The organism is Brevundimonas sp. (assembly GCF_051860745.1).
GTDB lineage: Bacteria > Pseudomonadota > Alphaproteobacteria > Caulobacterales > Caulobacteraceae > Brevundimonas.
This window is the reverse complement of record NZ_JBHYDN010000009.1, coordinates 119,982-142,359: the sequence shown is the minus strand read 5'-3', so window position 1 is coordinate 142,359 and position 22,378 is coordinate 119,982. Positions and strand designations below refer to the sequence as shown.

Annotated in this window: 20 protein-coding genes and 1 tRNA gene; 16 read left to right on the top strand and 5 right to left on the bottom strand. The window is 69.6% G+C overall.

From position 1 onward, the window contains the following. Positions 1-50: 50 nt before the first annotated feature. Genes ACTIEW_RS11430 through ACTIEW_RS11415 form a run of 4 tightly spaced genes read right to left on the bottom strand, consistent with a single transcriptional unit; the run spans position 51 to position 4,969 of the window. Positions 51-992, bottom strand: a complete 942-nt coding sequence (locus ACTIEW_RS11430) for a glycosyltransferase family 2 protein (protein ID WP_439478027.1) — start codon at positions 990-992, stop codon at positions 51-53. Then, entirely contained in the window at positions 992-1,912 is a 921-nt protein-coding gene (locus tag ACTIEW_RS11425) for a glycosyltransferase family 2 protein (protein WP_439478026.1), read from the bottom strand. The genes ACTIEW_RS11430 and ACTIEW_RS11425 overlap by 1 nt, the downstream gene beginning before the upstream one ends. A 14-nt stretch (positions 1,913-1,926) precedes the next feature. After that, entirely contained in the window at positions 1,927-3,378 is a 1,452-nt protein-coding gene (locus ACTIEW_RS11420; RefSeq protein WP_439478025.1) for a lipopolysaccharide biosynthesis protein, read from the bottom strand. A gap of 13 nt (positions 3,379-3,391) precedes the next feature. After that, positions 3,392-4,969, bottom strand: coding sequence for an exopolysaccharide biosynthesis polyprenyl glycosylphosphotransferase (locus ACTIEW_RS11415; protein ID WP_439478024.1), 1,578 nt, complete (start codon positions 4,967-4,969; stop codon positions 3,392-3,394). A gap of 136 nt (positions 4,970-5,105) precedes the next feature. On the opposite strand from ACTIEW_RS11415, the gene ACTIEW_RS11410 reads away from it, so the two are divergent. From ACTIEW_RS11410 to ACTIEW_RS11380, 7 genes are all read left to right on the top strand, one after another. Beyond that, positions 5,106-5,197, top strand: a tRNA-Ser gene (locus ACTIEW_RS11410). A 402-nt stretch (positions 5,198-5,599) separates the two neighbouring features. Next, positions 5,600-7,111, top strand: coding sequence for a hypothetical protein (locus ACTIEW_RS11405; protein WP_439478023.1), 1,512 nt, complete (start codon positions 5,600-5,602; stop codon positions 7,109-7,111). Further along, the gene (locus tag ACTIEW_RS11400; RefSeq protein WP_439478022.1) at positions 7,063-9,834 is read left to right on the top strand and encodes a TonB-dependent receptor domain-containing protein; all 2,772 of its coding nucleotides are present in this window, start codon (positions 7,063-7,065) and stop codon (positions 9,832-9,834) included. Before ACTIEW_RS11405 ends, ACTIEW_RS11400 begins: the two co-directional genes overlap by 49 nt. Positions 9,835-10,096: 262 nt before the next feature. Next, on the top strand, positions 10,097-10,579 hold the full coding sequence (gspG, locus tag ACTIEW_RS11395; RefSeq protein ID WP_439478021.1) for a type II secretion system major pseudopilin GspG: 483 nt from the start codon (positions 10,097-10,099) through the stop codon (positions 10,577-10,579). Next, positions 10,576-11,340 carry a type II secretion system minor pseudopilin GspJ gene (gspJ, locus tag ACTIEW_RS11390; RefSeq protein WP_439478020.1) on the top strand — a complete coding sequence of 255 codons (765 nt, stop codon included), beginning with the start codon at positions 10,576-10,578 and terminating at the stop codon, positions 11,338-11,340. The genes gspG (ACTIEW_RS11395) and gspJ overlap by 4 nt, the downstream gene beginning before the upstream one ends. 26 nt (positions 11,341-11,366) lie before the next feature. Then, complete coding sequence (gspK, locus tag ACTIEW_RS11385; RefSeq protein WP_439478019.1) at positions 11,367-12,323, top strand: type II secretion system minor pseudopilin GspK; 957 nt, start codon at positions 11,367-11,369, stop codon at positions 12,321-12,323. A gap of 261 nt (positions 12,324-12,584) precedes the next feature. Next, positions 12,585-12,902 (top strand): hypothetical protein, encoded by a 318-nt coding sequence (locus ACTIEW_RS11380; RefSeq protein ID WP_439478018.1) that lies wholly within the window; start codon positions 12,585-12,587, stop codon positions 12,900-12,902. Here ACTIEW_RS11380 and ACTIEW_RS11375 read toward each other — a convergent pair. Next, the gene (locus ACTIEW_RS11375) at positions 12,899-13,546 is read right to left on the bottom strand and encodes a prepilin peptidase (RefSeq protein ID WP_439478017.1); all 648 of its coding nucleotides are present in this window, start codon (positions 13,544-13,546) and stop codon (positions 12,899-12,901) included. The two genes, ACTIEW_RS11380 and ACTIEW_RS11375, sit on opposite strands and share 4 nt — an antisense overlap. A gap of 124 nt (positions 13,547-13,670) precedes the next feature. Between ACTIEW_RS11375 and ACTIEW_RS11370 the strand changes: the two genes are divergently transcribed. The 9 genes from ACTIEW_RS11370 to gspM all read left to right on the top strand — a co-directional run bounded on the left by ACTIEW_RS11370 (position 13,671) and on the right by gspM (position 22,370). Next, on the top strand, positions 13,671-14,522 hold the full coding sequence (locus ACTIEW_RS11370; RefSeq protein ID WP_439478016.1) for a type II secretion system protein N: 852 nt from the start codon (positions 13,671-13,673) through the stop codon (positions 14,520-14,522). Next, the gene (gspD, locus tag ACTIEW_RS11365) at positions 14,519-16,600 is read left to right on the top strand and encodes a type II secretion system secretin GspD (RefSeq protein WP_439478015.1); all 2,082 of its coding nucleotides are present in this window, start codon (positions 14,519-14,521) and stop codon (positions 16,598-16,600) included. Before ACTIEW_RS11370 ends, gspD begins: the two co-directional genes overlap by 4 nt. A gap of 7 nt (positions 16,601-16,607) precedes the next feature. Beyond that, complete coding sequence (gene gspE / locus ACTIEW_RS11360; RefSeq protein WP_439478014.1) at positions 16,608-18,149, top strand: type II secretion system ATPase GspE; 1,542 nt, start codon at positions 16,608-16,610, stop codon at positions 18,147-18,149. Then, the gene (gspF, locus tag ACTIEW_RS11355; protein ID WP_439478013.1) at positions 18,149-19,375 is read left to right on the top strand and encodes a type II secretion system inner membrane protein GspF; all 1,227 of its coding nucleotides are present in this window, start codon (positions 18,149-18,151) and stop codon (positions 19,373-19,375) included. The genes gspE and gspF overlap by 1 nt, the downstream gene beginning before the upstream one ends. A 157-nt stretch (positions 19,376-19,532) precedes the next feature. Further along, complete coding sequence (gene gspG, locus ACTIEW_RS11350) at positions 19,533-19,994, top strand: type II secretion system major pseudopilin GspG (RefSeq protein ID WP_439478012.1); 462 nt, start codon at positions 19,533-19,535, stop codon at positions 19,992-19,994. Positions 19,995-20,037: 43 nt separating this feature from the next. Then, complete coding sequence (locus tag ACTIEW_RS11345; RefSeq protein WP_439478011.1) at positions 20,038-20,430, top strand: GspH/FimT family pseudopilin; 393 nt, start codon at positions 20,038-20,040, stop codon at positions 20,428-20,430. After that, positions 20,423-20,782, top strand: coding sequence for a type II secretion system minor pseudopilin GspI (gspI, locus tag ACTIEW_RS11340; RefSeq protein ID WP_439478010.1), 360 nt, complete (start codon positions 20,423-20,425; stop codon positions 20,780-20,782). Before ACTIEW_RS11345 ends, gspI begins: the two co-directional genes overlap by 8 nt. Continuing rightward, the gene (gspL, locus tag ACTIEW_RS11335) at positions 20,779-21,882 is read left to right on the top strand and encodes a type II secretion system protein GspL (protein ID WP_439478009.1); all 1,104 of its coding nucleotides are present in this window, start codon (positions 20,779-20,781) and stop codon (positions 21,880-21,882) included. Before gspI ends, gspL begins: the two co-directional genes overlap by 4 nt. Further along, on the top strand, positions 21,879-22,370 hold the full coding sequence (gene gspM, locus ACTIEW_RS11330) for a type II secretion system protein GspM (protein ID WP_439478008.1): 492 nt from the start codon (positions 21,879-21,881) through the stop codon (positions 22,368-22,370). The genes gspL and gspM overlap by 4 nt, the downstream gene beginning before the upstream one ends. Positions 22,371-22,378: the final 8 nt, after the last annotated feature.

Here is a 22,378-nt window from a genome sequence, read left to right as displayed (position 1 = left end):
CAGATCACCACCGATTTGGGAATCCCGATTCCAACAAAACGGGCCACGCTCTAGACCTTCGCCGCCTCGAGCCGGGCCAGTTCGCGCGCGCCGTAGAACCGCGGCTCGAACCCCTTCATCCAGAACAGTTTTCCAATGCCGCGCGCGGTGCGGTCATACATCTCAGCGCGCTTCGGGCTGGCGATGACGGTCAGGGCCGCCGAGACCACGCCCCAGACTGCGGTCTGCGCCGCGCCGATGGCCATCCAGCGGGCCACGCCGGGCCAGTCTCTTGCCGCCGCCGCCGTCTGGCTGGGCCCCTGGCCATAGGCGAAGGCGCGGGCGAGGGCGTAGTTCAGGGTGGCGCGATGGGCCGGAGCGAACTCCTCGACCCAGGCGTCAGCGGCCCAGCCGAAGCGGCCGCCGCGCGCCGCGAGCGCTGCGAACAGGGCGTCGTCCTCGCCGCCCGCCTGATCCGCGCCAGCGTCGAACGGAGCCAGGCCGGGCAGGGCCGAACTACGCACCATCAGGGAATTGCCGCAGCCGAAGGGATGATCGATCAGCCCGGTCCGCTCGGGACCCTCGCGGCCGAAGAACTGCTCAAGCCAGGGCTTCAGCCAGGCGACGGCGTCCGGCGCCCGGCCGGTGATCGGGCCGAAGACCGCGTCTGCGCCGGTGTCCGCCTGGGCCTTCAGCAGGGCCGCGAGCCACCCCGACGAGGCCGCCTCGTCATCGTCGAGAAAAGCGATCAACGGAGCGTCCGTCGCGGCCAGTCCGGCGTTGCGGGCGGTGGCGACGCCGGGCCGGGGCGCGTGCACATAGGTCAGGACCCAGGGAGAACTTTGGCGCAGGGCCTCGACCGTGGCCGCCGCTGATCCGACCGGATCATTGTCGACCACGACGATGGCGGAAACCCGGTCGGCGACGCCGGTCTGGGCGAACAGCGAACGCAGGGCGCGCTCGAGGCTTTCGGGCCGCCTCAGGGTCGGGACGATGACGGCGACCTCGGCCATCACACGGCGTCCGCATAGAGGGCGGCGCGGTAGAGGCGCAGGGAGAAGGCCCGCGCACCCACCGGCAGCCAGTCCGTGTCGGCCCCGCGCCGCATCAAGCGCCGCAGCCGGGGCAGGGCTGGCAACCGCTTCAGCAGCCGGGCCGCCTTGTAGCTGGGATAGGCGGCGACGATCTCGGGGTGACGATGGGCCATGCGGGCGAAATTCGGGGCCGACTGCTCATATTTGCCGGCGAGGGCCGCGACCGTGTCGAGTCCCATATGGGTGGCGGCGTTATCGAGATGGACGACGCGGAACCGGCGCGACACGCGCATGGCCCATTCCACATCCTCCCAGCCCCAGCCCGTGAAGCCGGGGTCGAAGGCCTCGGCCTCGAACACGTCGCGGCGGACCAGCAGGTTGGAGGTGTAGACGTATTTCTCGGGCTGTCTGGCCCGCTCCATATACGGCACGCACTCCGATTTCGCGGCCATGGCGCGGTGGACGGCGAAGCGGGCGTCGGTCGGGGCCTGCAGCAGGGAAAAGCCGCCGAAGGCGACCGCCGGATCCTCGCGCGCCGCCAGGTCGGCCCAGTCGCGCAGGAAGCGCCGGTGATCGGGCCGCATGTCGCTGTCGAGGAACAGCAGGCTGCCGCCGCGCGCCGCCGAGGCCAGCCGGTTGCGCCCGATGGACCGCCCCTCATTGGCGGGCAGGGTGATGAGCCGGACGGGCAGGGTCATGGCCTTGATCTGGCCGGCCAGCCGCGCCGTCAGGGCCGCATCCCGGGTGCCGTCGTCCAGCACGACGATCTCGACCGCGCCATCGACCGAACCAGCCTCCTCATCGAGCAGGTTCAGCAGTTCGGAGGGATCGTCGCGCAGGAAGGGGATCAACACCGAGACGGCGGGCTCCGCCGCCTTCCAGGCGGGGCTGTCGGTCATTTTCGCCCGGGCGCTCATACCGCCGCACTCCAGAGACCGCGCTGCGCCAGAAGCCGCAGGGCCACGTCGCGCACCCCGGCCGCATTGAGCGTCAAGGCGGCGGCGGCATAGACCAGTCCGCCGACGCCCGCATCGAGGATCAGCTCGCCCAGGCCGCCGAACGCCGGCAGCCGCGAGACTACGAACGCCATGATCCCGGTCGCTACGCCGCAACGCGCCAGACTCTCCCACGGGATCGGCAGGGCCACGACCCGGCGGCCGATCAGCCAGGTGGCGATCATGCCGACGCCGAAGCTGGCCGCCGTGGCCCAGGCGGCGCCCATCAGCCCGAAGCGGGGCACCAGAATCAGATTCAGGACCACATTCAGTCCCGCCGGAATGGCCATGGCGATCAGCAGCTGCTTCGTCTTCTTGCCGAGGGTGAAGGCTTGTCCGAAATAATAGGCGGTGAGGCCGAACAGCAGGGCCGACAGGGCGATCCACGGCGTCACGCCGGTCGCAGCCGACCGCAGTTCCTCTCCGATCAGAACCTCGGCCAGAGGCCTGGCGACCAGCGCCACCCCCGCCGCCGCGGGCAGGCCGAGAAGCAGGAAGGTCGACAGCTGTTCGCGCGCGGCGACCTTGAGCCGGTCCAGTCCGCCACGCTCCAGCGCCATCACCAGGGCCGGCTGACCCGCGGTGCCGAGCCACAGGAACAGGACGTCCAGCGTCCGGTTGGCGATCGAATAGCTGGCATGATAGGCGCCCACCGCGGCCTCATCCATATAGACCGCCAGCAGAAACCGGTCGGTCGAGGCCAGCACCACCGTCAGCGCCAGCGAAGCTGCGATCGGATAGCCGTAGACGGCGTAGGAACGCAGTCTCCCGCGCTCCGCCGTCCCGCCCCGCGCGTGATGCAGTTCGCCCGGCAGGACGAAGGGCAGGGCCGCCAGCGGAGCCAGCGCCAGACCCAGCAGGGGCGCGGCTCCGCCGGCTCCGCCCAGGGCGAAGGCAACGCCGATAAGCAGTCCGCCGACCGCCACCGACATGTCCAGATTGGCGGCCTTCGCAACCTCGCCGGCGGCGCGATACCGCTCCTGCGCCAGTTTGACGAAACACCGAACCGGGCAGCCGGCCAGCCCCGCAGCGAGGGCGAATTTCAACAGGGGGTCGGCCGGCCATAGCCACAACACCAGAACGACGACCGGAACAAAGGCGACGCTCAGCCACGTCGCCGCGCGGTACAGGCTGGCGAAATGTCCGGCGAGATCGCTGCCCGGTTTGCCGGAGGCCCAGAAGCGCGCCATGGCCGCCTCCAGCCAGGTGAAGACGGCGACGTGGGCGAGGGTCAGGACCGAAAAGGCGAGGGCGTAGCGGCCGAAATCGGCGGGGCTCAACAGCCGGGTGAACAGGATGATGGCCAGGAAGCCGACCACGCCCTGCACGATGTTCGCCGGCAGATAGCCCCAGACGCCGCGCCAGAACATCAGCGTGCTCTTTTCATCGTACGGCGCTGCGGTCGCCCAGCAGCACAGGCACGGTGATGGCCATGATCCACAGATCCATCCACAGGGACTGACGCTCGACGTAGTCGATGTCGAGCTGCACCCGGCGGCGCACGTCCTGGGCGGTGTGCAGCGGTCCGCGCGAGCCGTTGACGGCGGCCCAACCGGTCATGCCGGGCTTGATGCGGTGGCGGTGGGCGTAGTCGGCGACCAGTCGTGCGCTCTCAACGTGGCCGGTCTTCATGCCGATGGCGTGCGGCCGGGGTCCGACCAGCGACATCTCGCCGGCGATGACGTTCAGCAGTTGCGGCAGCTCGTCCAGGCTGGTCTTGCGGATGAAGCGGCCGATGCGGGTGACGCGGTCGTCGTCGTGGGTCACCTGCCGGCTGGCTGTGGCGTCCGCAGCCTCCTGCTTCATCGAGCGGAATTTCCACACCACGATTTCCTCGTGGTTGAAGCCATGACGGCGCTGGCGGAAGAAGATCGGCCCCGGACTGTCCAGCCGGATGGCCATCGCCACGATGGCCATGGGGATGGCCAGCAAAACCAGGGCGATCAGGCCGAGGACCATGTCCTGCAGCCGCTTGTTGAAGGCCCGGCGGTCATCATCGACCGGCCCCTGCACATCGGCCAGCGGCGCCGCCGCCAGCCGGTCGAGCGCGGATCGGGTCTCGTCCGCGCCATCGGGTTCGACCAGCAGGGTGACTTCATGCGGAAGGGTCTGGAGGGTCGCGTTGAGCTCCCGCACCCGCGCCTCGGCCCGGGGGTCGATGGCCAGCACGATGCGGTCGACATAGGGGGTCATCTTGTGGGTCAGCAGTTCGGCCGCGGTGCCCAGCACCGGCACCCCCTCGATGGCCCGGGGTCTGCGCGCCAGCCGGTCGTCGAAAATGCCCAGCACATTGAGATCGCGCCGCTTCAGGGCCTCGCGGATCAGGGACTCCGCATGCCGGGTCGCCCCGACCAGCACGATATTGGGCGTCAGGGCGCCCGAGGCGCGCCACCGTCCGACCATGTCGCTCCAGCCGATGTGCAGGGCGTTGAGCGTGATCAGCACCAGCCCGGCCCAGACCAGATAGGCCGACTCCTGCGCCTCCGCCCCGCGCAGGACCCAGCCGGCGAGCAGCGCCATGACCGCGCCCGCCAGCACTACGGCGGCGACCGAGGCCAGATGCCGCGCCGTCTTCTGGCCCCGCGCGAACCGGTAGCGCCCCAACGACCGCATCAGGCCCAGCACAGTCGCCGCGCCGATGACAAAGGGCATGACCCGCGACACCTCGGTATGGATCAGGGCGCCCGGCGCCGCCGCCCAGGCGCACAACAGGCTGACGGCGACCACGGCAAGGGTGTCGAAGGCGCGAAAATAGTGGGCTGCGAGCCTCGAAGCGTGCCGCTGACGCGCGTTCAGCCAGACTTCGGGTCGGAACGGGCCGCGTCGGGCCGCGCCCTTTGCGACGGCCTCCGGCGGCGCGGACACGGCCGCGGCGGCGAGGGCCTGAAGGCCTGACGCGTCCATGACGCCCGTTTCCGACAGGGCGGCGTCGAACGAATGGCGGCGGACGGCTTCGGTCATGGGGCTCGCGGCGGGGGAGTTCCCGCCCACCATGCACGCCCGCCCTCACTGTCCCGTTAACGCTGGGCCATTCGCGAGCGCCTCGCGTGTTGACCGTTGCGCCGGTCCGCTTGCTCGGCTAATCACGCCGCCTGCCGGAGACGTGGCCGAGTGGCTGAAGGCAACGGTTTGCTAAATCGTCGTACCCTGTAAGGGGTACCCAGGGTTCGAATCCCTGCGTCTCCGCCAGACCTTCCTGCAGTGACCGGGCGGCGAACCCGGGGCGACGCTTCAGAGAGAACGGTCCCTGGCGCCACCTGCCTCGCCAGCCCCGCGCCCGGAGCCCCGCGCCCGGAGCCCCTGAACCACCGGCCCCGCGTCACTGCAAATTTGTGTCGGGTCGGTGCGAGAAACGCGAAGGTCCGGCGAGCGCTTGAAGACAATCGCGCCGTGCCGGGACGGTGTTTCACCGAACGGCGAAAACAACTTCACACAAGGGCGTCTGAACCGTCACCGTTCGGCGTCGGCCCTGTCACATCGGACTTCTATCGAGATCGCCGGGCAGGTGGGGCGTATGCGTCGTCGCGACCAGAGCTGAGTGCTCAGGCGCCATCTGCCGTGTGTTCCTTTGGATCAGCCACGGTGGAAATAATGACCGGCTTTCGACTGACGACCCTGCTCGCGATCTCCGCCAGCGCCCTCACACTCGCCGCCTGCGGCTCGGCCGAAGTCGCGTCGCCCGGAGAAGGCGATTTCGGCGGCGGCACGGGAGGCGGCGGCGGCGGACCGGTCACACCTCCTCCGGGAACCCCGGCGACCGACTGCCCGACCGGATTCGCCAATGTCGGCGTAGTGGCCGGCGGCACGCTCCGCGCCTGCCAACTGCCGCAACAGATCAACGGCGCCCTGACAGTTCCGCTGCGCGCCGGCACCATCTACTCCATCAGCGGCCGAACCGCGGTCGGCACCGACCAGGGCGTCGACCCGGCGGCCCCGATCGCCGGCAGCGTCCAGGGCATCCTCACCATCGAAGCCGGCGTGCGCATCTTCGCCTCGGGCGGTTCGGACTATCTTCTGGTCAACCGCGGCTCGCAGCTGTTCGCCGAAGGCACGGTCACCACCCCGATCGTCTTCACCAGCCGTCAGAACGTCGAGGGCACAACGACCGAAAGCTCGCAAGGTCAGTGGGGCGGCGTCGTCCTCGCCGGCCGTGCGCCGCAGGCCAACTGCCAGCTGACGGTGCCTGTGACCTGCACCGGTACGGTCGAAGGCACCAGCGCCTTCTACGGCGGCAACACGACCGCCGATAACTCGGGCCGCCTGCGCTATGTCCAGATCAGGTTTTCCGGCTTCGAAATCTCGGCCGGCAACGAACTCCAGGGCCTGACCATGGCCGGCGTCGGTTCGGGCACCACGGTCGATCACATCCAGGTCCACAACAGCTCCGACGACGGGATCGAAATCTTCGGCGGCAACGTCAACCTGCGCCATGTGGTCATCACCGGCGCGGACGATGACGGAATGGACACCGACACCGGCTGGCGCGGCGGCGCCCAGTTCGGCATCGTCACCCAGCGTCCTGCGGGCTCGACCAGCCGCAGCGCCGGCTTCGAGTTCTCGTCCGCCCCGGCGTCCGTGCCGCTGGCCAGTCGCTACGTCTCCCAGCCGAAGATCGCCAACTGGACCCTGGTCGGCCGCAACGCGACCACCGATGCCCACACAGTGGCCCACTTCGACTCTGGAACCGACGCCACCATCATCAACTCGGTGTTCACCGCCGTCTCGGGCTCGCTGGCCGGCTGTATGGCCATCAACGACGCCGACACGGCCACCAGCGGCGTGACGTTCAACTCGATCTTCATGTCCTGCACCCTGTCGTACCGGCCGGCCAACACCGCGCTGTCGACGGCGGCCTTCACGGCCGGGACGAACAACACCGCGGCCGGGACTTCGACCGTGACGGCCCCGGCGTCGGGCACGAGCCTGAGCAATCAGGTTCTGACCTTCATCAACGGCGCCAACGAAAACGCCGTGACCCCGGTCGCCGCGGCCACGACCTACGCGTTCTTCCAGAACACCACCTACATCGGCGCCGTCCAGAACGCCGCCGACACATGGTGGCAGGGCTGGACCTGCGGCCTCACGGCCGGCGCGACCTGCTGACGACGGATGCGGAGGCGGCCCGCCAGGGCCGCCTCCGGCTTTCGCCCAGTCCGTTGAACTCCTTCAAGGCGCAGATCATGAAGACCGTTACCTTGACCCTGAGCGGGGTCCTCCTGGCCACCAGCGCGCTGATCGCGCCCGGCCTCGCCTGTGCTCAAACCTCGCCGGCCGTGTTGCAGGCGTCCGCCCCCCAGGATGAGCCCGAAGCCGTCGGCGAGCTGGACGAGGTCGTCGTGCTCGGCCGCTACATTCCGGAACCAAACCGTGAAAGCGCCGAGGTGGCGGCCTTCCTGACCTCCGAGGATCTCGAGCGCACCGGCGACAGCAGCGCCGCCGGCGCCCTGGCCCGGGTGACGGGCCTGACCGTGGTCGAGGGACGGTTCATCTACGTCCGCGGCCTCGGCGAACGCTATTCCTCCGCCCTGCTAAACGGCTCGCCGCTGCCGAGCCCCGAGCCGCTGCAACGCGTGGTGCCGCTGGATCTGTTTCCGTCCAGCATCCTTGAGAGCGTCACCGTCCAGAAATCCTATTCGGTCGACTTCCCGGGCGAGTTCGGCGGCGGGGTCATCGACCTGCGCACCGTGGACGCGCCCATTGATCCTTTCTTCTCGATGTCGGCCTCGGTCGGCGGCAACACCGAGACCACCAACCGGGAAGGCCTGATCTATTTCGGGTCGCGCACCGACTTCACCGGCTTCGACGACGGCACGCGGGAAATTCCCGGTCCCATCTCCCTGGCCTTCGGCTCGGGAGAACAGATCAACCGGTCCAATTTCACGACCGACGAGCTCCAGCGGATGGGCCATTCGTTGGTCAACGCGCCGCTCCGGCTGTTGCAGCGGGACACGACCCCGGTGAATTTCGGCTTCGACTTCGCCGGCGGCATGTCGAGCGACAGCAGCCTCGGGACCCTCGGGGTCATCGCGGTGGCGGGCTACTCCAACAGCTGGAGCATGCGTCAGGGGTCCCAGCAGGAAGGCCAGTTTTCCGGCGCGGTCCTGGTGCCGGTCACCGACAAGGCCTTCGAGTCCAATCAGAATGACATTCAGCTGAATTTCCTCGGCGGGCTGTCGTTGACGACCGACGAGCATGAACTGAAGTGGACCAATTTCTTCGTCCGGAGCACCACCAAGGAGGCCCGCATCAGCGTGGGTCCTGACCTCAGCGTCGGCGGCGGCATCCTGCGTGACGACTACGCCGAATGGTTTGTGCGCCAGCTGTACTCGAGCCAGCTGGCCGGCGAGCACCAGTTCGCCGACGGGGCGCTGGAGTTCAACTGGCGGGCGGCCTACGCCAGAACATCGCGCGACGCCCCCTATGAGTCCCGTTTCCAGTACGGCGTGAACGGGGCGGGCGACTTCATCCACAACCCGTCCAACCAGATTTCATTCAGCGAGCTGGATGAGGATCTCATCTCCGGCGGGGCGGACGTCAGCTACACCTTCCCGCTCTCGGACTATCGCGAAATCGTCGTTTCGGCGGGCGTCGCCTACCTGGACAGCAGCCGCGACGCCACCCGCCGTGATCTTCAGTTGTCGGCGGTCAGCGCCCTTACCGACGAACAGCGGGAGTCCCGGATCGACTACCTCTACTCGGACTTCAACATCAATCCGACGACCATTGAACTGCGGGAAATCGCGGGGACCAACGGAGCCGGCGCCTATGCCGCCGAACTCCAGGTCAATGCGGCCTATGTGCAGGTCGATGCGGAGATCATTCCGCTGGTCCGTGTGACGGGCGGCGTCCGTTTCGAGGACGGCCAGCAGTCGGTCACCCCACGTGATCTGTTCGGCGGCGCTCCCAGCTTCGCTGCGACGGAAATCGAGGAGCGGTATTATCTGCCGGCGCTGACGGCGACGTGGAATTTCGCCGAAGACCAGCAGCTGCGACTCGGCGCCTCCCAGACCATCGGCCGTCCGCAGTTCCGCGAACTGGCCCCCCAGTCCTATATCGATCCCGAGAGCGATCGGGAGTTCACCGGCAACCCGTTCCTGGTGGATACCGAACTGCTCAATGTCGACGCCCGCTACGAGTGGTTTTTCGCTCGTCAGCAGTATGTGACGGCCGGGGTTTTCTACAAGGACATCGAAAGGCCCGTGGAATCGGTGGTGGTGCTTAGCGGCGACCAGCGGCAGCAGTCATTCCTGAACGCCCCGCAAGCCACGATCTTCGGGGCCGAGATCGAAGCGAAGAAATTCCTCGAATTCCCCGACAACGGCTGGTCCTTCATCGCCGACAAGCGCTGGCTGATGCAGGCGAACTACACCTGGGCCAACTCCGAAGTGAACGTCGAGACCGGTGACTTCGTCCGAACCCCGGGCGGCGGGGGCGCCCATGAAGACGCCACCTTCTTCATCGAGGACGGCAGCCGTCTCCAGGGCCAGTCCGAGCATGTCGCCAACCTGCAACTGGGCTGGGAAGACGATACGGCCCGGTCACAGGCGACGATCATCGTCAACTATGTCAGCGAGCGCATCACGGCCCGCGGCGCCGGCGCCGCCGGAAGCCGGGAGCCCGACTATATCCAGGATCCGGGCATCTTCCTCGACTTCGTCTACCGCAAGGATTTCGAAGTCGGCGGCCGCGACCTCGGCTTCGCTCTCGAACTTCGCAACCTGCTGAACACGGATTTCGACGAGTTTCAGGAACTGGGCAACAAGATCCTGATCAACAACTACGAGCTGGGATCCAGTGCTTCGGTCAGTCTGACCGCTCGCTTCTAGACGGCTTGGGGAGGCGGTCGCCTGACCGCCTCCCGACCCGGATGACAAGACAGATTTGCGGCGGTTCGTCCGCACGCGTCGCAACCGTCACGGCAAGTTCTCCGGGCCGTCATGATCCCATGAAGCCCGGACACGGACGATCGGTCTAGGTAGGCGCCGGGCCGTCTGGGTCCGCTTGAGGCACGCCACAGTGATCGGCGCAGTTCGCAGTTTCAGCACACAGCTCCTGGGCCCTAACGCTCGCCGCGCGGCGGCTCGCTGCGTGAGGGCATGGCAGGCGCGCAGCCCCAGGCCGCGTCGGGTCGACAGGGCGGAGCCCTGTGACCGTGGCCCCCACAAGGAAGGCTTTACGCTCGTCGAGATGATGGTGGTGGTGGTCATCCTGGGCCTGCTGGCCACCGTGGTGGCGATCAATGTCCTGCCCAGTCAGGACCGGGCCATGGTGACCAAGGCCAGGGCCGACATCGCCACCCTGGAGCAGGCGATCGAGACCTATCGGCTCGACAATCTGGACTTCCCCGATGATCTGCGGTCGCTGGTCGAGGCCCCGACGGGCCTGGCCAGTCCCGACCGCTACCGTCCGGGCGGCTATGTGCGCCGCCTGCCCGAGGACCCTTGGGGTGAGTCCTACCAATACCGCCGCCAGAGCGCCCACGGCGGCCAGTTCGACGTCTACTCCTACGGCGCCGACCGCAAGGAAGGGGGCGAGGGCAATGATGCCGACCTCGGCAACTGGGAGACATGACGCCGGGCGCTAACGCTCGCGACGCGGTCGCTCGCTGCCTGAGCGCGGGCTGGGGCGCCAACGCTCGCCGCGTGTGGCGTGCGCGAAGCGCCGGGCCGCCCCCGGGTCCGACCTTCGGTCGGCCCGAGGACAGGCTCCGGGTCGGGAGGTCCCGAAGGGCCGACGACCGCGGCCCCGACAAAGAAGGCTTCACCCTGGTCGAGGTCATGATCTCGCTGATGATCTTCGCCATGCTGGCGGGCGCGGGTGCGGCCGTATTGAGCGGCGCCATCGACAACCGGCTCGCCGTCAAGGCGGCCAGCGACCGGGTCGGCGACTTGCAAAGGATGCGCGGTCTGTTACGCGCCGACCTCGGTCAGGCCACGGCCCGCCGGTCGCGCGGCCCCACGGGCCGGCCGACGCCCCAGCCGATCGTCGGGGCCGCCGCGCCCGGCGATCCGATCCTGGTGCTGAACCGCGCCGGCTGGAGCAATCCCGGCGAACAGGCGCGGCCGTCCCTGCAACGGGTGGAGTACCGGTTGGTCGAGGACCGGCTCGAACGGCGCGCCTCCAGCCATCTGGATGGCGCCCGACCGGGTCCGCCCCAGGTGCTTTACCGCGGGGTGCGCGATGTCACCGTGGCGTTCATGCGCGACGGAGAGGCGGCCCCCGCCTTCATCTCCAGTATCGACCGGCCCCTGCCCGAAGCCGTGCAGATCGGGATGACGATCGAGGGCTATGGGCGGGTCGATCAGCTGTTCGTCGTCGGGAGCGGCCGATGAGGCGGCGGGGGACCGATCGGGAGGGCATGGCCCTGCTGACCGTGCTGCTGCTGGTCGCGGTCATGTCCGTGGTCGCGGTGGCGATCCTCGACGATGTGCGCTTCTCCGTCCGGCGCACGGCGAACGTCGAGTTCCAGAGCCAGGCCCAGTGGTATGCTGCGGGAGCCGAAAATCTGGCACGGGGCCAGATCACGCGCCTGCTGGCGGGCGCACCGGCGCGTACGCCGCTGGAGCCGGCCTGGAACGGGCGGCCTATGACCTTTCCGATCGACGGAGGCGCCATCACTGCGACGGTCACCGACGGCCAGGCGTGTTTCAACCTCAACAGCCTCGCCCTGGGGGTCGGCGAGGATCTGACGGCGCGTCCCTTGGGGGCGCTGCAGTTCCGGGCGCTGGGCCGGGCCGTCGGAGCGCCCGATAGTCGGATGCGCGCGATCGCCGACGCCCTGACCGACTGGCTGGACGCCGACACGACGCCGATGCCGCTGGGGGCTGAAGACGGGGCCTATGCGGGCCTTGCCACCCCCTATAGGACAGGCGGCGCCATGCTGGCGGAGGTCAGCGAATTGCGGGCGGTCAGGGGTGTGGACGCCGAGACCTATCGCAGGCTGCGGCCGTACCTCTGCGCCCTGCCGACTTCGCGCCTGTCGCCCCTGAACGTGAACACCCTGACGCCGGAGCAGGCGCCGCTGCTGACCATGCTGACCAACGGCGCCGTCGGGCCCGAGCAGGCGCGCGCGGTGATCGCGGCGCGGCCGCGCGAGGGGTGGATGGACGCTGCCGCCTTCTGGGCCCAGCCGGCCATGGCCGTGGTCCAGGTCGATGAGGAGGCCCGTGACCAGATCACCGTCCTGACCCGCTTCTTCGATCTGCGGGTCGATGTCGAATTGGGCGGCTCCCGGGCCGTCCGTACTGCCTTGCTGGAAGCCGGATCCGACGGGCGTGTGCGCACCGTGATCCAACGCTGGACTCCCGAAGAATGAAACCGACCCGCCTGATCCTGATTCCAGCCCTCGGAAGCGAACCGGCCACCTGCCTGTGATCGTGGACGGCGTGGTGCGCGGCGGCCTGCCGGGCCTCCCACCCTCAAACGTCAGCTCCGGGCCTGAAGGGGCTTTAAACGTCCGGTGACGGGGCAAATGTCAAATTTCATACTTCCAGTCGTCGCATAACCTTTACAATCGGCGAGAAGGGCGCATTAATCCTCCGGGTCCTGACTGTTTCAGGCGTTCGGGAGAGACTGTATGCGCGCTTTCACCCCCTTCATCGGCCTTGCAGCCTTCGCCGCCGCCGCGCACCTTCCGGCCGGACTGGCGAGCGCCGGCGACAGTGGACAGCCGTCGGCCCGACCCAATGCGCGCGCGGTCATGATCTGCGGTACGGACGCCGCAACCCGCCGGGCCTTCACCCGCGAGCATGGCGCTGCGCCGATCTTCGTCACTGCCCATGAGGCGCTGTCGGTGAGGGTCTCGGACCCCGCCTGGAGCACGCCCCGTTGCATGACGGCGCGGGAGCACGCGCGCTACAGGGACGCCGCCACGACCTTGGCAGCTGTTCGCTAGAGGCCCAGCGGTCCGACCATCCAGGTCAGCCAAATGCCTGCAGCCAGACAGGGGCCGAAGGGCAGGCGGTCCGTCGCTGACACGCGCTTTCCGACCAGCAGCCGCGCCGCCACGAAGCTAAGGCCGGCGGCGGAAGCCCAGAGCAGGACTGACGGCAGGCCGATCCAGCCGACCCAGGCGCCGCCGGCGGCCAGCAGGATGGGGTCGCCGTCGCCGAGGCCTTCGCGGCCGCGAAGCCGGCGATAGAAGAAGGCCAGCAGCCACAGGCCGGCGAAGCCGACGGCGGCGCCGATCACGGCGTCGGGCGGGGCGGTGTGATGCAGCAGCACCGCTGCGAGGCCGCCGGTTGCGAGCAGGGGCAGGGTCAACTGATCCGGCAGGCGGAAATGTTCGGCGTCGATCACGGCGATCAACAGCAACTGCCAGCCCAGCAGGGCGGTCAGGGCGGCGGCGAGCGGCGTGGGCTGGGCGAGGGCGGCCCAGGCGCCGATCGCGGCTGCGGCGAGGACCATGAACCCATACCGGCGCGGGCCGGGAGGCGCGCCGTCGTCGTCGTGGGGCAGGCGCAGGCTCAGCCGGGCGAGAAGGCCTCCGACGATGACGCCAGAGCCACCCAGCAACATTCCGAGGATCGCTGGCGTCACGGTCCGATCTCTTGAGGAAGGCGTCGCGCCGCTGCGGCCTTTCGTCTGCGCCCGTGTAGCCCGGACCAGGCGATTGGGCTACGAATGTGAGGGGGCCGTCGGGGGCCTGCCTGGGGAAGCCACAGTGATCGCCGCAGTGCGTAGTTTCAGCATGGAGGCTCGTCAGGCTCTGGCGAGCCGGCCATACCGGGTGCGGGCGGCCGTGGAGATTGCGTTGGCGCTGGTGCTGGCGGTTCAGCTGGGCCGGCTGGTGTGGATTGTGGCCGAGCCGCAGCACGCCGGCGCTGCGACGACGGAGACCTCGGCCCCGATCAAGCCGGTCGATTTTTCGGTTTTCCAGCGTTTTGACGCCTTTTTCCGCACGGGGGGGCAGAGCAGTCTGGCGGAGGCGAGTGCGGCCGGCAGCGGGCAGATGCGGTTGTACGGGCTACGCTCGGACGGGGCCGGGGGCGGTTCGGCGATCATCGGGCTCGCGGATGGACGGCAGGTGTCGGTTGGGGTGGGCGAAGAGGTTGAGCCGGGGCTGGTGTTGCGCGGCGTGGGACCGGATCATGTAACGCTGGCGCGCGGGTCGTCGGTGAGCCGGCTGATCTTCTCGGACGTGCCGATGGGCGTGGCTCAACCGCCGCCGCCGCCGCCCGGGCCGCAGACGGTGACGCCGCCCGGCCCTGCGCCGGCCGCGGTCGCCGGCGCAAGCGTCGGTCCGGCGCGGCTGATGACGCAGGCGGGACTGCGGCCGCGGATGCGGGGAGCGCGGCTGGACGGGTTCACAGTGTCGGGAGCGGGCGACGCGGCGGTGCTGCGGGCGGCGGGGCTTCAGGCGGGGGATGTGATCCTGGCGGTGAACGGCCAGCCGCTGGACAGTCTCGAGCGGATCGCCGCCCTGCGCGGCCAGCTTGCGAACAGTTCTGTCGCAGAGATTCGCTATGAGCGGGACGGGCAGGTGCAGACCTCCACCCTGGGGACCGGCCGATGAAGCGATCCAATGTGATCGGCGCTGTGATGGCGGCCGTTCTGGCCGTCCAGGGTCCGCTGGCGGCGGGGCCCGTGTGGGCCCAGTCCCAGACGCTGAACGTGCAGGGGGCGGACATTCGCGCCTTCATCCAGGACGTGGCGCGGTCGACGGGGCGGACATTCATCGTCGATCCGGGGGTGACGGGCACGGTGACGGTGACCAGCGACCGGCCGCTGAGCCGGACCCGGCTGTTCGAGGTCTTTCTGTCGACGCTCAGGGCTAATGGTCTTGTGGTGACGCCGACGGCCTCGGGGGCCTACCGGATCAGCCCGGCGCAAGGCGCGGCCCAGGGACCCGCGACCGTGGGATCGGAGCGGTTCTCGACCGAGGTGTTCCAGCTGAGGAATATCGACGCGGCCTCGGCGGCCGAGACGATCCGGCCGCTGGTCGGGGCGCAGGGCCAGGTGCTGGCCAATCCGGGCGCCAACAGCGTGGTGGTGGCCGACTTCTCCGACAATCTGGCGCGCATCCGGGCGCTGATCGGGCGGATCGACGTGGACCGGACCGGGTTCGAGGTGGTGACGCTTGAGAACTCCTCCGCGCGCGAGATCGCCGGCGTCCTGCAGACGGTGCTGGCCCCGCCGGGCGGGCAGCCGGGCTCCGGGATGGTGTCTGTGACGCCGGTCGAGAGCTCCAACTCCATCGTGCTGCGTGGCGATCCGGCGGCGATGGCGCGCATCCGTCCGCTGATCGAGGATCTGGACCGCCGGGCCGAGAGCGCCGACGACGTGCGGGTGGTGTTCCTGCAGCACGCCGACGCCGAGGCCCTGCTGCCGGTGCTGCAACAGGTCGTGGGCCAACAGGTCACCCCGGCCAGCGCCAACGCTCCGGCCTCCGGTCGAAGTGGCGGGACGGCTGACGCCGCCGCAGGCGTTACCCCCGCCGGCGTCCCGGCGCCCTTACCCGGCCAGCGCGCCGTCATCGCCCGCTTCCCGGGGGCCAATGCGCTGGTGATCTCGGCCTCGGCGGATACGCAGCGGATGCTGGCGGAGGTGATCCGTCAGCTGGATCAGCGGCGCCAGCAGGTGCTGATCGAGGCGATCGTGGTGGAGCTGTCGGACAACGCCGTGCGCGAATTGGGGGTGCAGTGGCTGCTGGCGGGCGAAGACGGCAATCCGGTCGGCCTGACCAACTACTCGGACCGGGCCGGGGCGCTGGTTCCGATCGCGGGCGGGGCGGCGGCGGGCCAACTGGAGGATGACGACCCCCTGCGTGAGCAGCTGCAGGAACTGGCGCTGAACACCCTGCTGGGGGCCAATGGCTTCATCGGCGGCGGCGGCGGACGGATCGGCGATGGCCTGTTCGGCTTCATCATCAACGCGGCCAAGACCGATGCGGGCTCCAACCTGCTGCAGACGCCGTCACTGATGACTCTGGACAATGAGGAGGCGACGATACTGGTGGGTCAGGAGGTGCCGATCACGACCGGCGAGACCCTGCTGGACGGCAACTCCAATCCGTTCCGCACGACCCAGCGTCAGGACATCGGGGTCAAGCTCATCGTCCGGCCGCAGATCAACGCCGGCGGCTCGATCACCCTGTTCCTGCGTCAGGAGGTGTCCAGCATCAACGGCGTCCTGACCAACTCCGCCAGCGATCTGGTGCTGAACAAGCGCGAGCTGGAGACGACGCTGGTGGTCGACGACGGCGACATCGCGGTGGCCGGCGGCCTGCTGGACCAGAACGACCGGCTGTCGGTCGATGGCGTGCCGGGGTTGAGCAATCTGCCGTATATCGGCGGCCTGTTCCGCTCGACCAGCCGCCAGCGCGGGCGGACCAATCTGATGGTGTTCATCCGCCCGACCATCATCCGCAGCCCGGCCGACGCCCAGGCGCTGGCGGCGGACCGCTGGGGCTATATGCGCCGACAACAGCTCAACAATGCGCCCGGGGTCGAACCCAGCCTCGATGAGATGCTGCGCGACTATATGCGGACCCAGCCGCCCGTTGCGCCGGACTACGTCGTCACCGCCCCCGTGGGCGAGGTGACCGTCGCCCCGCTGCCGCCGGCCGATCCGGTCGCTTCGTCAGGCGAGTGATGCGGTCATGATCACCCTGATCAATCCGACGCTGCCCTATGGCTTCGCCAAACGGCACGGGGTGATCCTGCTGGACGCGGGCGAGATCGCTGTGGTGGGCCTGCGCGAGGGAGCCGATCCGTCGGCCCTGATCGAGACGCGCCGGGCGCTGGGGCGGCCGCTCAGGGTCGAGCCGCTGGATCAGGCGACCTTCGACCGGCGGCTTTCGCAGGTCTATGCCGGCGATCACCTGAGCGCCGCGGACGGCGACGACCTGTCGATGCCGTCGGGGCTGGAGAGCCTGATCGACGACATTCCGGCCGCCGCCGACCTGCTGGACACCGCCGACGACGCGCCGGTGATCCGGCTGATCAACGGCATTATCGCGGAAGCCGTGCGGGCGGGGGCCTCGGACATCCATCTGGAGCCGTTCGAGACGGCGCTGACGGTGCGGATGCGGATCGACGGGGTGTTGCGCGAGACCCTGTCGCTGAACCCCAGGATCACGCCCCTGCTGGTGTCGCGCATCAAGGTGATGGCGCGGCTGGACATCGCCGAGAAGCGGGTGCCCCAGGACGGGCGCATCCCGCTGGCGCTGGGCGGCAAGACGCTGGACGTGCGCGTTTCGACCCTGCCGTCGCGGATGGGCGAGCGGGTGGTGCTGCGCATTCTGGACCGCGATCAGGCCGGGCTGACGCTGGACCGGCTGGGCATGGCGCCCGATGCGCTGGAGGCCTTCCGCGCCGCGCTGAGGGAGCCTAACGGCATCATCCTGGTCACCGGCCCGACGGGCTCGGGCAAGACGACCTCGCTCTACGCCGGCCTGTCGCTGCTCAATGACGCGACGCGCAACATCCTGACGGTCGAGGACCCGGTCGAATACGCCATCGACGGCGTCGGCCAGACCCAGGTCAATCCCAAGGTCGGCATGACCTTCGCGGCGGGCCTTCGGGCGATCCTGCGTCAGGACCCGGACGTGGTCATGGTCGGCGAGATCCGCGACGTCGAAACCGCCCGGATCGCGGTGCAGGCGGCTCTGACCGGCCATCTGGTGCTGTCGACGGTGCACACCAATGACGCGGCCGGGGCGGTGACGCGGCTGAGGGACATGGGGGTGGAGCCCTTCCTGCTGGCCTCGACCCTGCGACTGATCGTGGCCCAGCGGCTGGTGCGCCGGCTGTGCGGCGACTGCCGGCGGCCGGAAGGGGCGGACAAGGCCACCGCAAGGCTGGCCGGGGTCAAGGTCGGCCAGACGGTGTGGCGGCCGCAGGGGTGCAGCCAGTGCAACCAGACCGGCTATGTGGGGCGGGTGGGTCTTTATGAGGTGATCCGGGTCGATGACCGGGTGCGCCGTCTGATCGCCGCCGAGGCCGGGGAGGAGGCGATCAATGCGGTCGCCTTCGCGGGCGCTGAAACCCTGACCCAACGGGCGCGCAGCCTGGTGCTGGAGGGCGTCACCTCGGTCGAGGAGGCGGTGCGGGTGACGCGTCAGGAGACGGCGGAGGCCCACGACGAGCCCGTGCTCGCCGTCGCCGTCGCCGCCGCGACCGGGCGCGAGGATGCGGCCTGATGGCGGCGTTCGACTATGTGGCGGTGGATGCGGGTGGCCGGACGGTCAGCGGGACATTGACCGCCGATGACGACGGCGCCGCGCGGGCCCTGCTGGCGCGCCGCAAGCTGATGCCGCTGGAGGTCGCGCCGTCGCGTGGGGGCGCCCCGGCGCGGGGGGCGCCGGAAGGCGTCCAGCCACGCAAGGGCGGTCGCCTCGACTCGCGGACCCTGGCCCTGGTGACGCGCCAGCTGGCCACCCTGGTGACGGTGTCGCCGGTAGAGGAGGCGCTGCGGGCCATCGCCATACAGGCTGACCGGCCCGCCGTCCGCGCCGTGCTGGAGGGGGTGCATGCCGGGGTGATGGAGGGGCGTCGGCTGTCGGACGCCATGGCGCTGCAGGGCTCCGCCTTCCCGCCGCTGTACCGGGCCATGGTGTCGGCGGGCGAGACTTCGGGCGCGCTGGCGCCCATTCTGGAGCGGCTGGCCGACGGGCTGGAGCGCGATCAGGTGGTGCGCGGCAAGGTGATCACGGCCCTGGTCTATCCGGCGGTGCTGGCGGTCGTGGCCATCGGGGTGGTGATCGCCCTGATGACCTTCGTGGTGCCCCGGGTGGTGGATCAGTTCGATAGCATGAACCAGACCCTGCCCCTGCTGACGCGGCTGGTGATCGGCCTGTCGAACGGGATGCGCGACTGGGGTTGGCTGGCGGCCTTGCTGCTGGCGGCGGCGGGCGTCGCCGGCGTGCTGGCCCTGCGTAATCCGGCCGTCCGGATGGGAGTGGATACGGCGATCCTGCGCCTGCCCCTGATCGGACGGCTGACGCGCGACCTGCACGGGGCGAAGATGGCGCGGACCCTGTCGACGATGATCACGGCCGGCCTGCCGGTGCTGGAGGGGCTGACGATCACGGCGCGGACCGTGTCCAACCGCCGCCTGCGGCTGGCCACGGAGACGATGGCCGAGGCGGTGCGCGAGGGCGGGGGGCTGTCGGCCGCGATGCGCCGGGCCGACGTCTTCCCGCCGATCCTGGTGACCATGACCGCCTCGGGCGAGGCCGGCGGCCGGCTGGAGCCGATGCTGGAGCGCGCCGCGGAATATCTGGAGCGGGAGTTCTCGACGTTCACGGCGGTGATGCTGAGCCTGATCGAGCCGGCCATCATCGTGGTCATGGGCGGCGTGGTCGCCCTGATCGTCCTGTCCATCCTGCTGCCCATCCTGCAGATCAACACCCTGGCCATGGGGTGAGGAGACGATGATGAAGAGGTCTTTGGCTCCAATCCTCCAGCGAGGCGCGGGTCGCATTGTTGCTTGGGCCGCGGTCACAAGGCTCCGCCTTGTCGACCCGGAGCCTGTCCTCGGGCCGACCGATGGTCGGACCCGGGGGCGGCCTGGCGCTTCGCGCATGCCCCGCGCTCAAGCAGCGAGCCGCCGCGCGGCGAGCGGTAGCGCCCCCAACAGGGCTGGCTTTACTCTGGTCGAGATGATGGTGGTGGTGGTCATCCTGGGCCTGCTGGCCACCGTGGTGGCGATCAATGTCCTGCCCAGTCAGGACCGGGCCATGGTGACCAAGGCCAGGGCCGACATCGCCACCCTGGAGCAGGCGATCGAGACCTATCGGCTCGACAATCTGGACTTCCCCGATGATCTGCGGTCGCTGGTCGAGGCCCCGACGGGCCTGGCCAGTCCCGACCGCTACCGTCCGGGCGGCTATGTGCGCCGCCTGCCCGAGGACCCCTGGGGCGAACCCTATCAATACCGCCGCCAGAGCGCCCACGGCGGTCAGTTCGACGTCTACTCATTCGGCGCCGACCGCAAGCAAGGGGGCGAGGGCAATGACGCCGACCTCGGCAACTGGGAAGGGTAGGGCCCAAGGATCCCGCTCGGGATTTACCTTGGTCGAGCTCTTGATGGTGATCACCATCATCGGCCTCGCCGCCGGGGCTGTGGTGCTGTCTGTGCCCGATCCGCGGCCGTCGGTGGCCGAGGACGCCGAGCGGTTCGCCGCCCGGCTGAGCCGCGCCCGCGAGGAAGCCATCCTGTCCAACCGCCCGGTCGCGGTCGAGGCGACCTCCGCCGGCTACGGCTTTACGGTGTTCGACGGCGCTGCATGGTCGGCGCTGGACGAGGGCCCGTTCGGGCCGGAGATCTGGACCGCGGGCGCGACGGTCGAACCGTCAGAGGTGCGCATCGTGTTCGATCCCACCGGCGTGGCCGAGCCCGCCGCCCTGACCCTGACCCGCGAGCGCAACAGCCGCACCATTACTGTCGACGGCGCCGGAGAGGTGACGCTCAATGGCTGAGAGGAATGGCTTTACGTTGATCGAGCTTCTGGTGGCCCTTGCGGTGTTCAGCCTGGCCGCCCTGGCGCTGTTGAACCTGTCCGGCGAGAACACCCGTTCGGCCGCTCGCGTCGAGACCCGCACCCTCGGCGGGATCGTCGCCGAAAACCTCGCCGTCGAGGCCATGATCGCCCCGTCGATCAGCGAGGGAACCACTACTGGCCAAACCCCGCTCGCCGACCGCCCGTGGACTTGGACCCGCACCGTCGCCCCCACCGACGAACCCGACCTGCTGCGCATCCACATCACCGTCAACGACTCCGAAGGACAGGCCGCCGAACGCACACTGTTCCGGTCAAGGACGCGACAATGAAGCCCGTCCGTCTGATCCTCATTCCCGCGACCGGCAGCCAGCCGGCGCCCTTCCTGATCATCGGGGCTGATGGCTATGTCCTTGATCGGGGCGAGCTGACGCTCGACGGCGGCGCCGCGCCCGAGCCGATGCGGACAGTCGCCGTGACGCCCGGCGGCGACGTGCTGATCCGCTGGCTCGACCTGCCGCCGGGCAGCACCGTTCAGGGCCGGGCGGCGGCGGCCTGGATGCTGCGGGATCAGGTGGCGGCGACGCCCGACCGACTGGCGACCGTGCTCGGGCCGCCCACGGCGCCCGGAGAGCCGCGGCTGGTCGCGGTCGTCAGCCGGTCGCTGATGGAGGCCTGGACGGACTATCTCGCGGCCTTGGGCGTGCGCGCCGATGTGCTGGTCCCCGACGTCCTGACCCTGGGTGAGCCCGAGGCCGACGACACATTGTCGGCGGTGTCCTTCGGCGAGGGCATGGCCCTGCGCGGCCGCCGGTTCGCCGCCACGGTCCAGCCCGATCTGGTCGAGCTGATCGCCGGCGGCCGGCGGATCGCCCCGGTGCAGGACCCCGCCGCTGTCGAGCGGGCGCTGGTCGCGACGGCCCTGGCGCCGGCGATCAACCTGCTGGACACGGGCGAGCGCGAGGCGACGGCGGCCGGCGGCTGGAGACGGGCGGCGATCCTGGCGACGCTGGTGATTCTGTCGCCGCTGGTTCTTGTCTCGGCCGGAGCGATCCGCGACAACATCGCGGCGCGCGACGCCCGGTCCGAAGCCTTGGCGGCGATCGCGGCGGTCTCGCCCGATCTGGCGCGGGAACCTGATCCGGTCGAGGCCCTGCGCCGACTGGTCGCCGCTGCGCCGCCTCCGGGCGGGATCACGGCGGCGGCCGCCGCCCTGTTCACCGCCGTCGAGGCCGTCGAGGGGGCGGAGCTCGACATTCTGATCGCCGATCCGGACGACGGGATGAAGGCCACGATCAGCCATCCGGCGCACGGCGACATGACCGTGATCCGACGCTCCATGGCCGACGCAGGCATGGCTGTGACCGAGACCGGCACGCTGGAGGACGGCGGCCGGGTGGTCAGCGACATCACTATAGGGGCCGCACGATGAGGCGGCTGACAGACCGACTGTATCCGTGGTGGGAGGGGCGCACCCTGCGCGAGCGGCGTATGCTGGCCGTGATGGGAGTCCTTCTGGCGACAGTGTTCGTCTGGCTGGCCGTCGTTCGTCCGATGCTTGGCTGGCGTGAACAGGCCGCCGCCGACCGGGCCGGGGCCGAGGCGGAGCTGGCCTGGGTGCAGACCGGGCTTCGGCTGACGGCGCCGACCGCCGCCGCGCGGCCGGTGATCGATGTCGAAGGCTTCGAACCGCTCGTCACCCGGACGGCCGCCGCGGCGGGCCTGAATGTGACGACGGGCATGGACGCCTCGGGCCGGTTGGCCTTCCGCATACCCGACGCCTCCAGCGCGGCCCTGTTCGGCTGGATGTCCGCGCTCGAACGCGATCACGGGATCGCCGTCGTCAGCCTCGGCGTCGTTGAGAACACCGATGCCACCCTGCAGGTCGAGGGCGCCCTGTCGCGTCAGGCGGGCGGCTAGGCCACCGC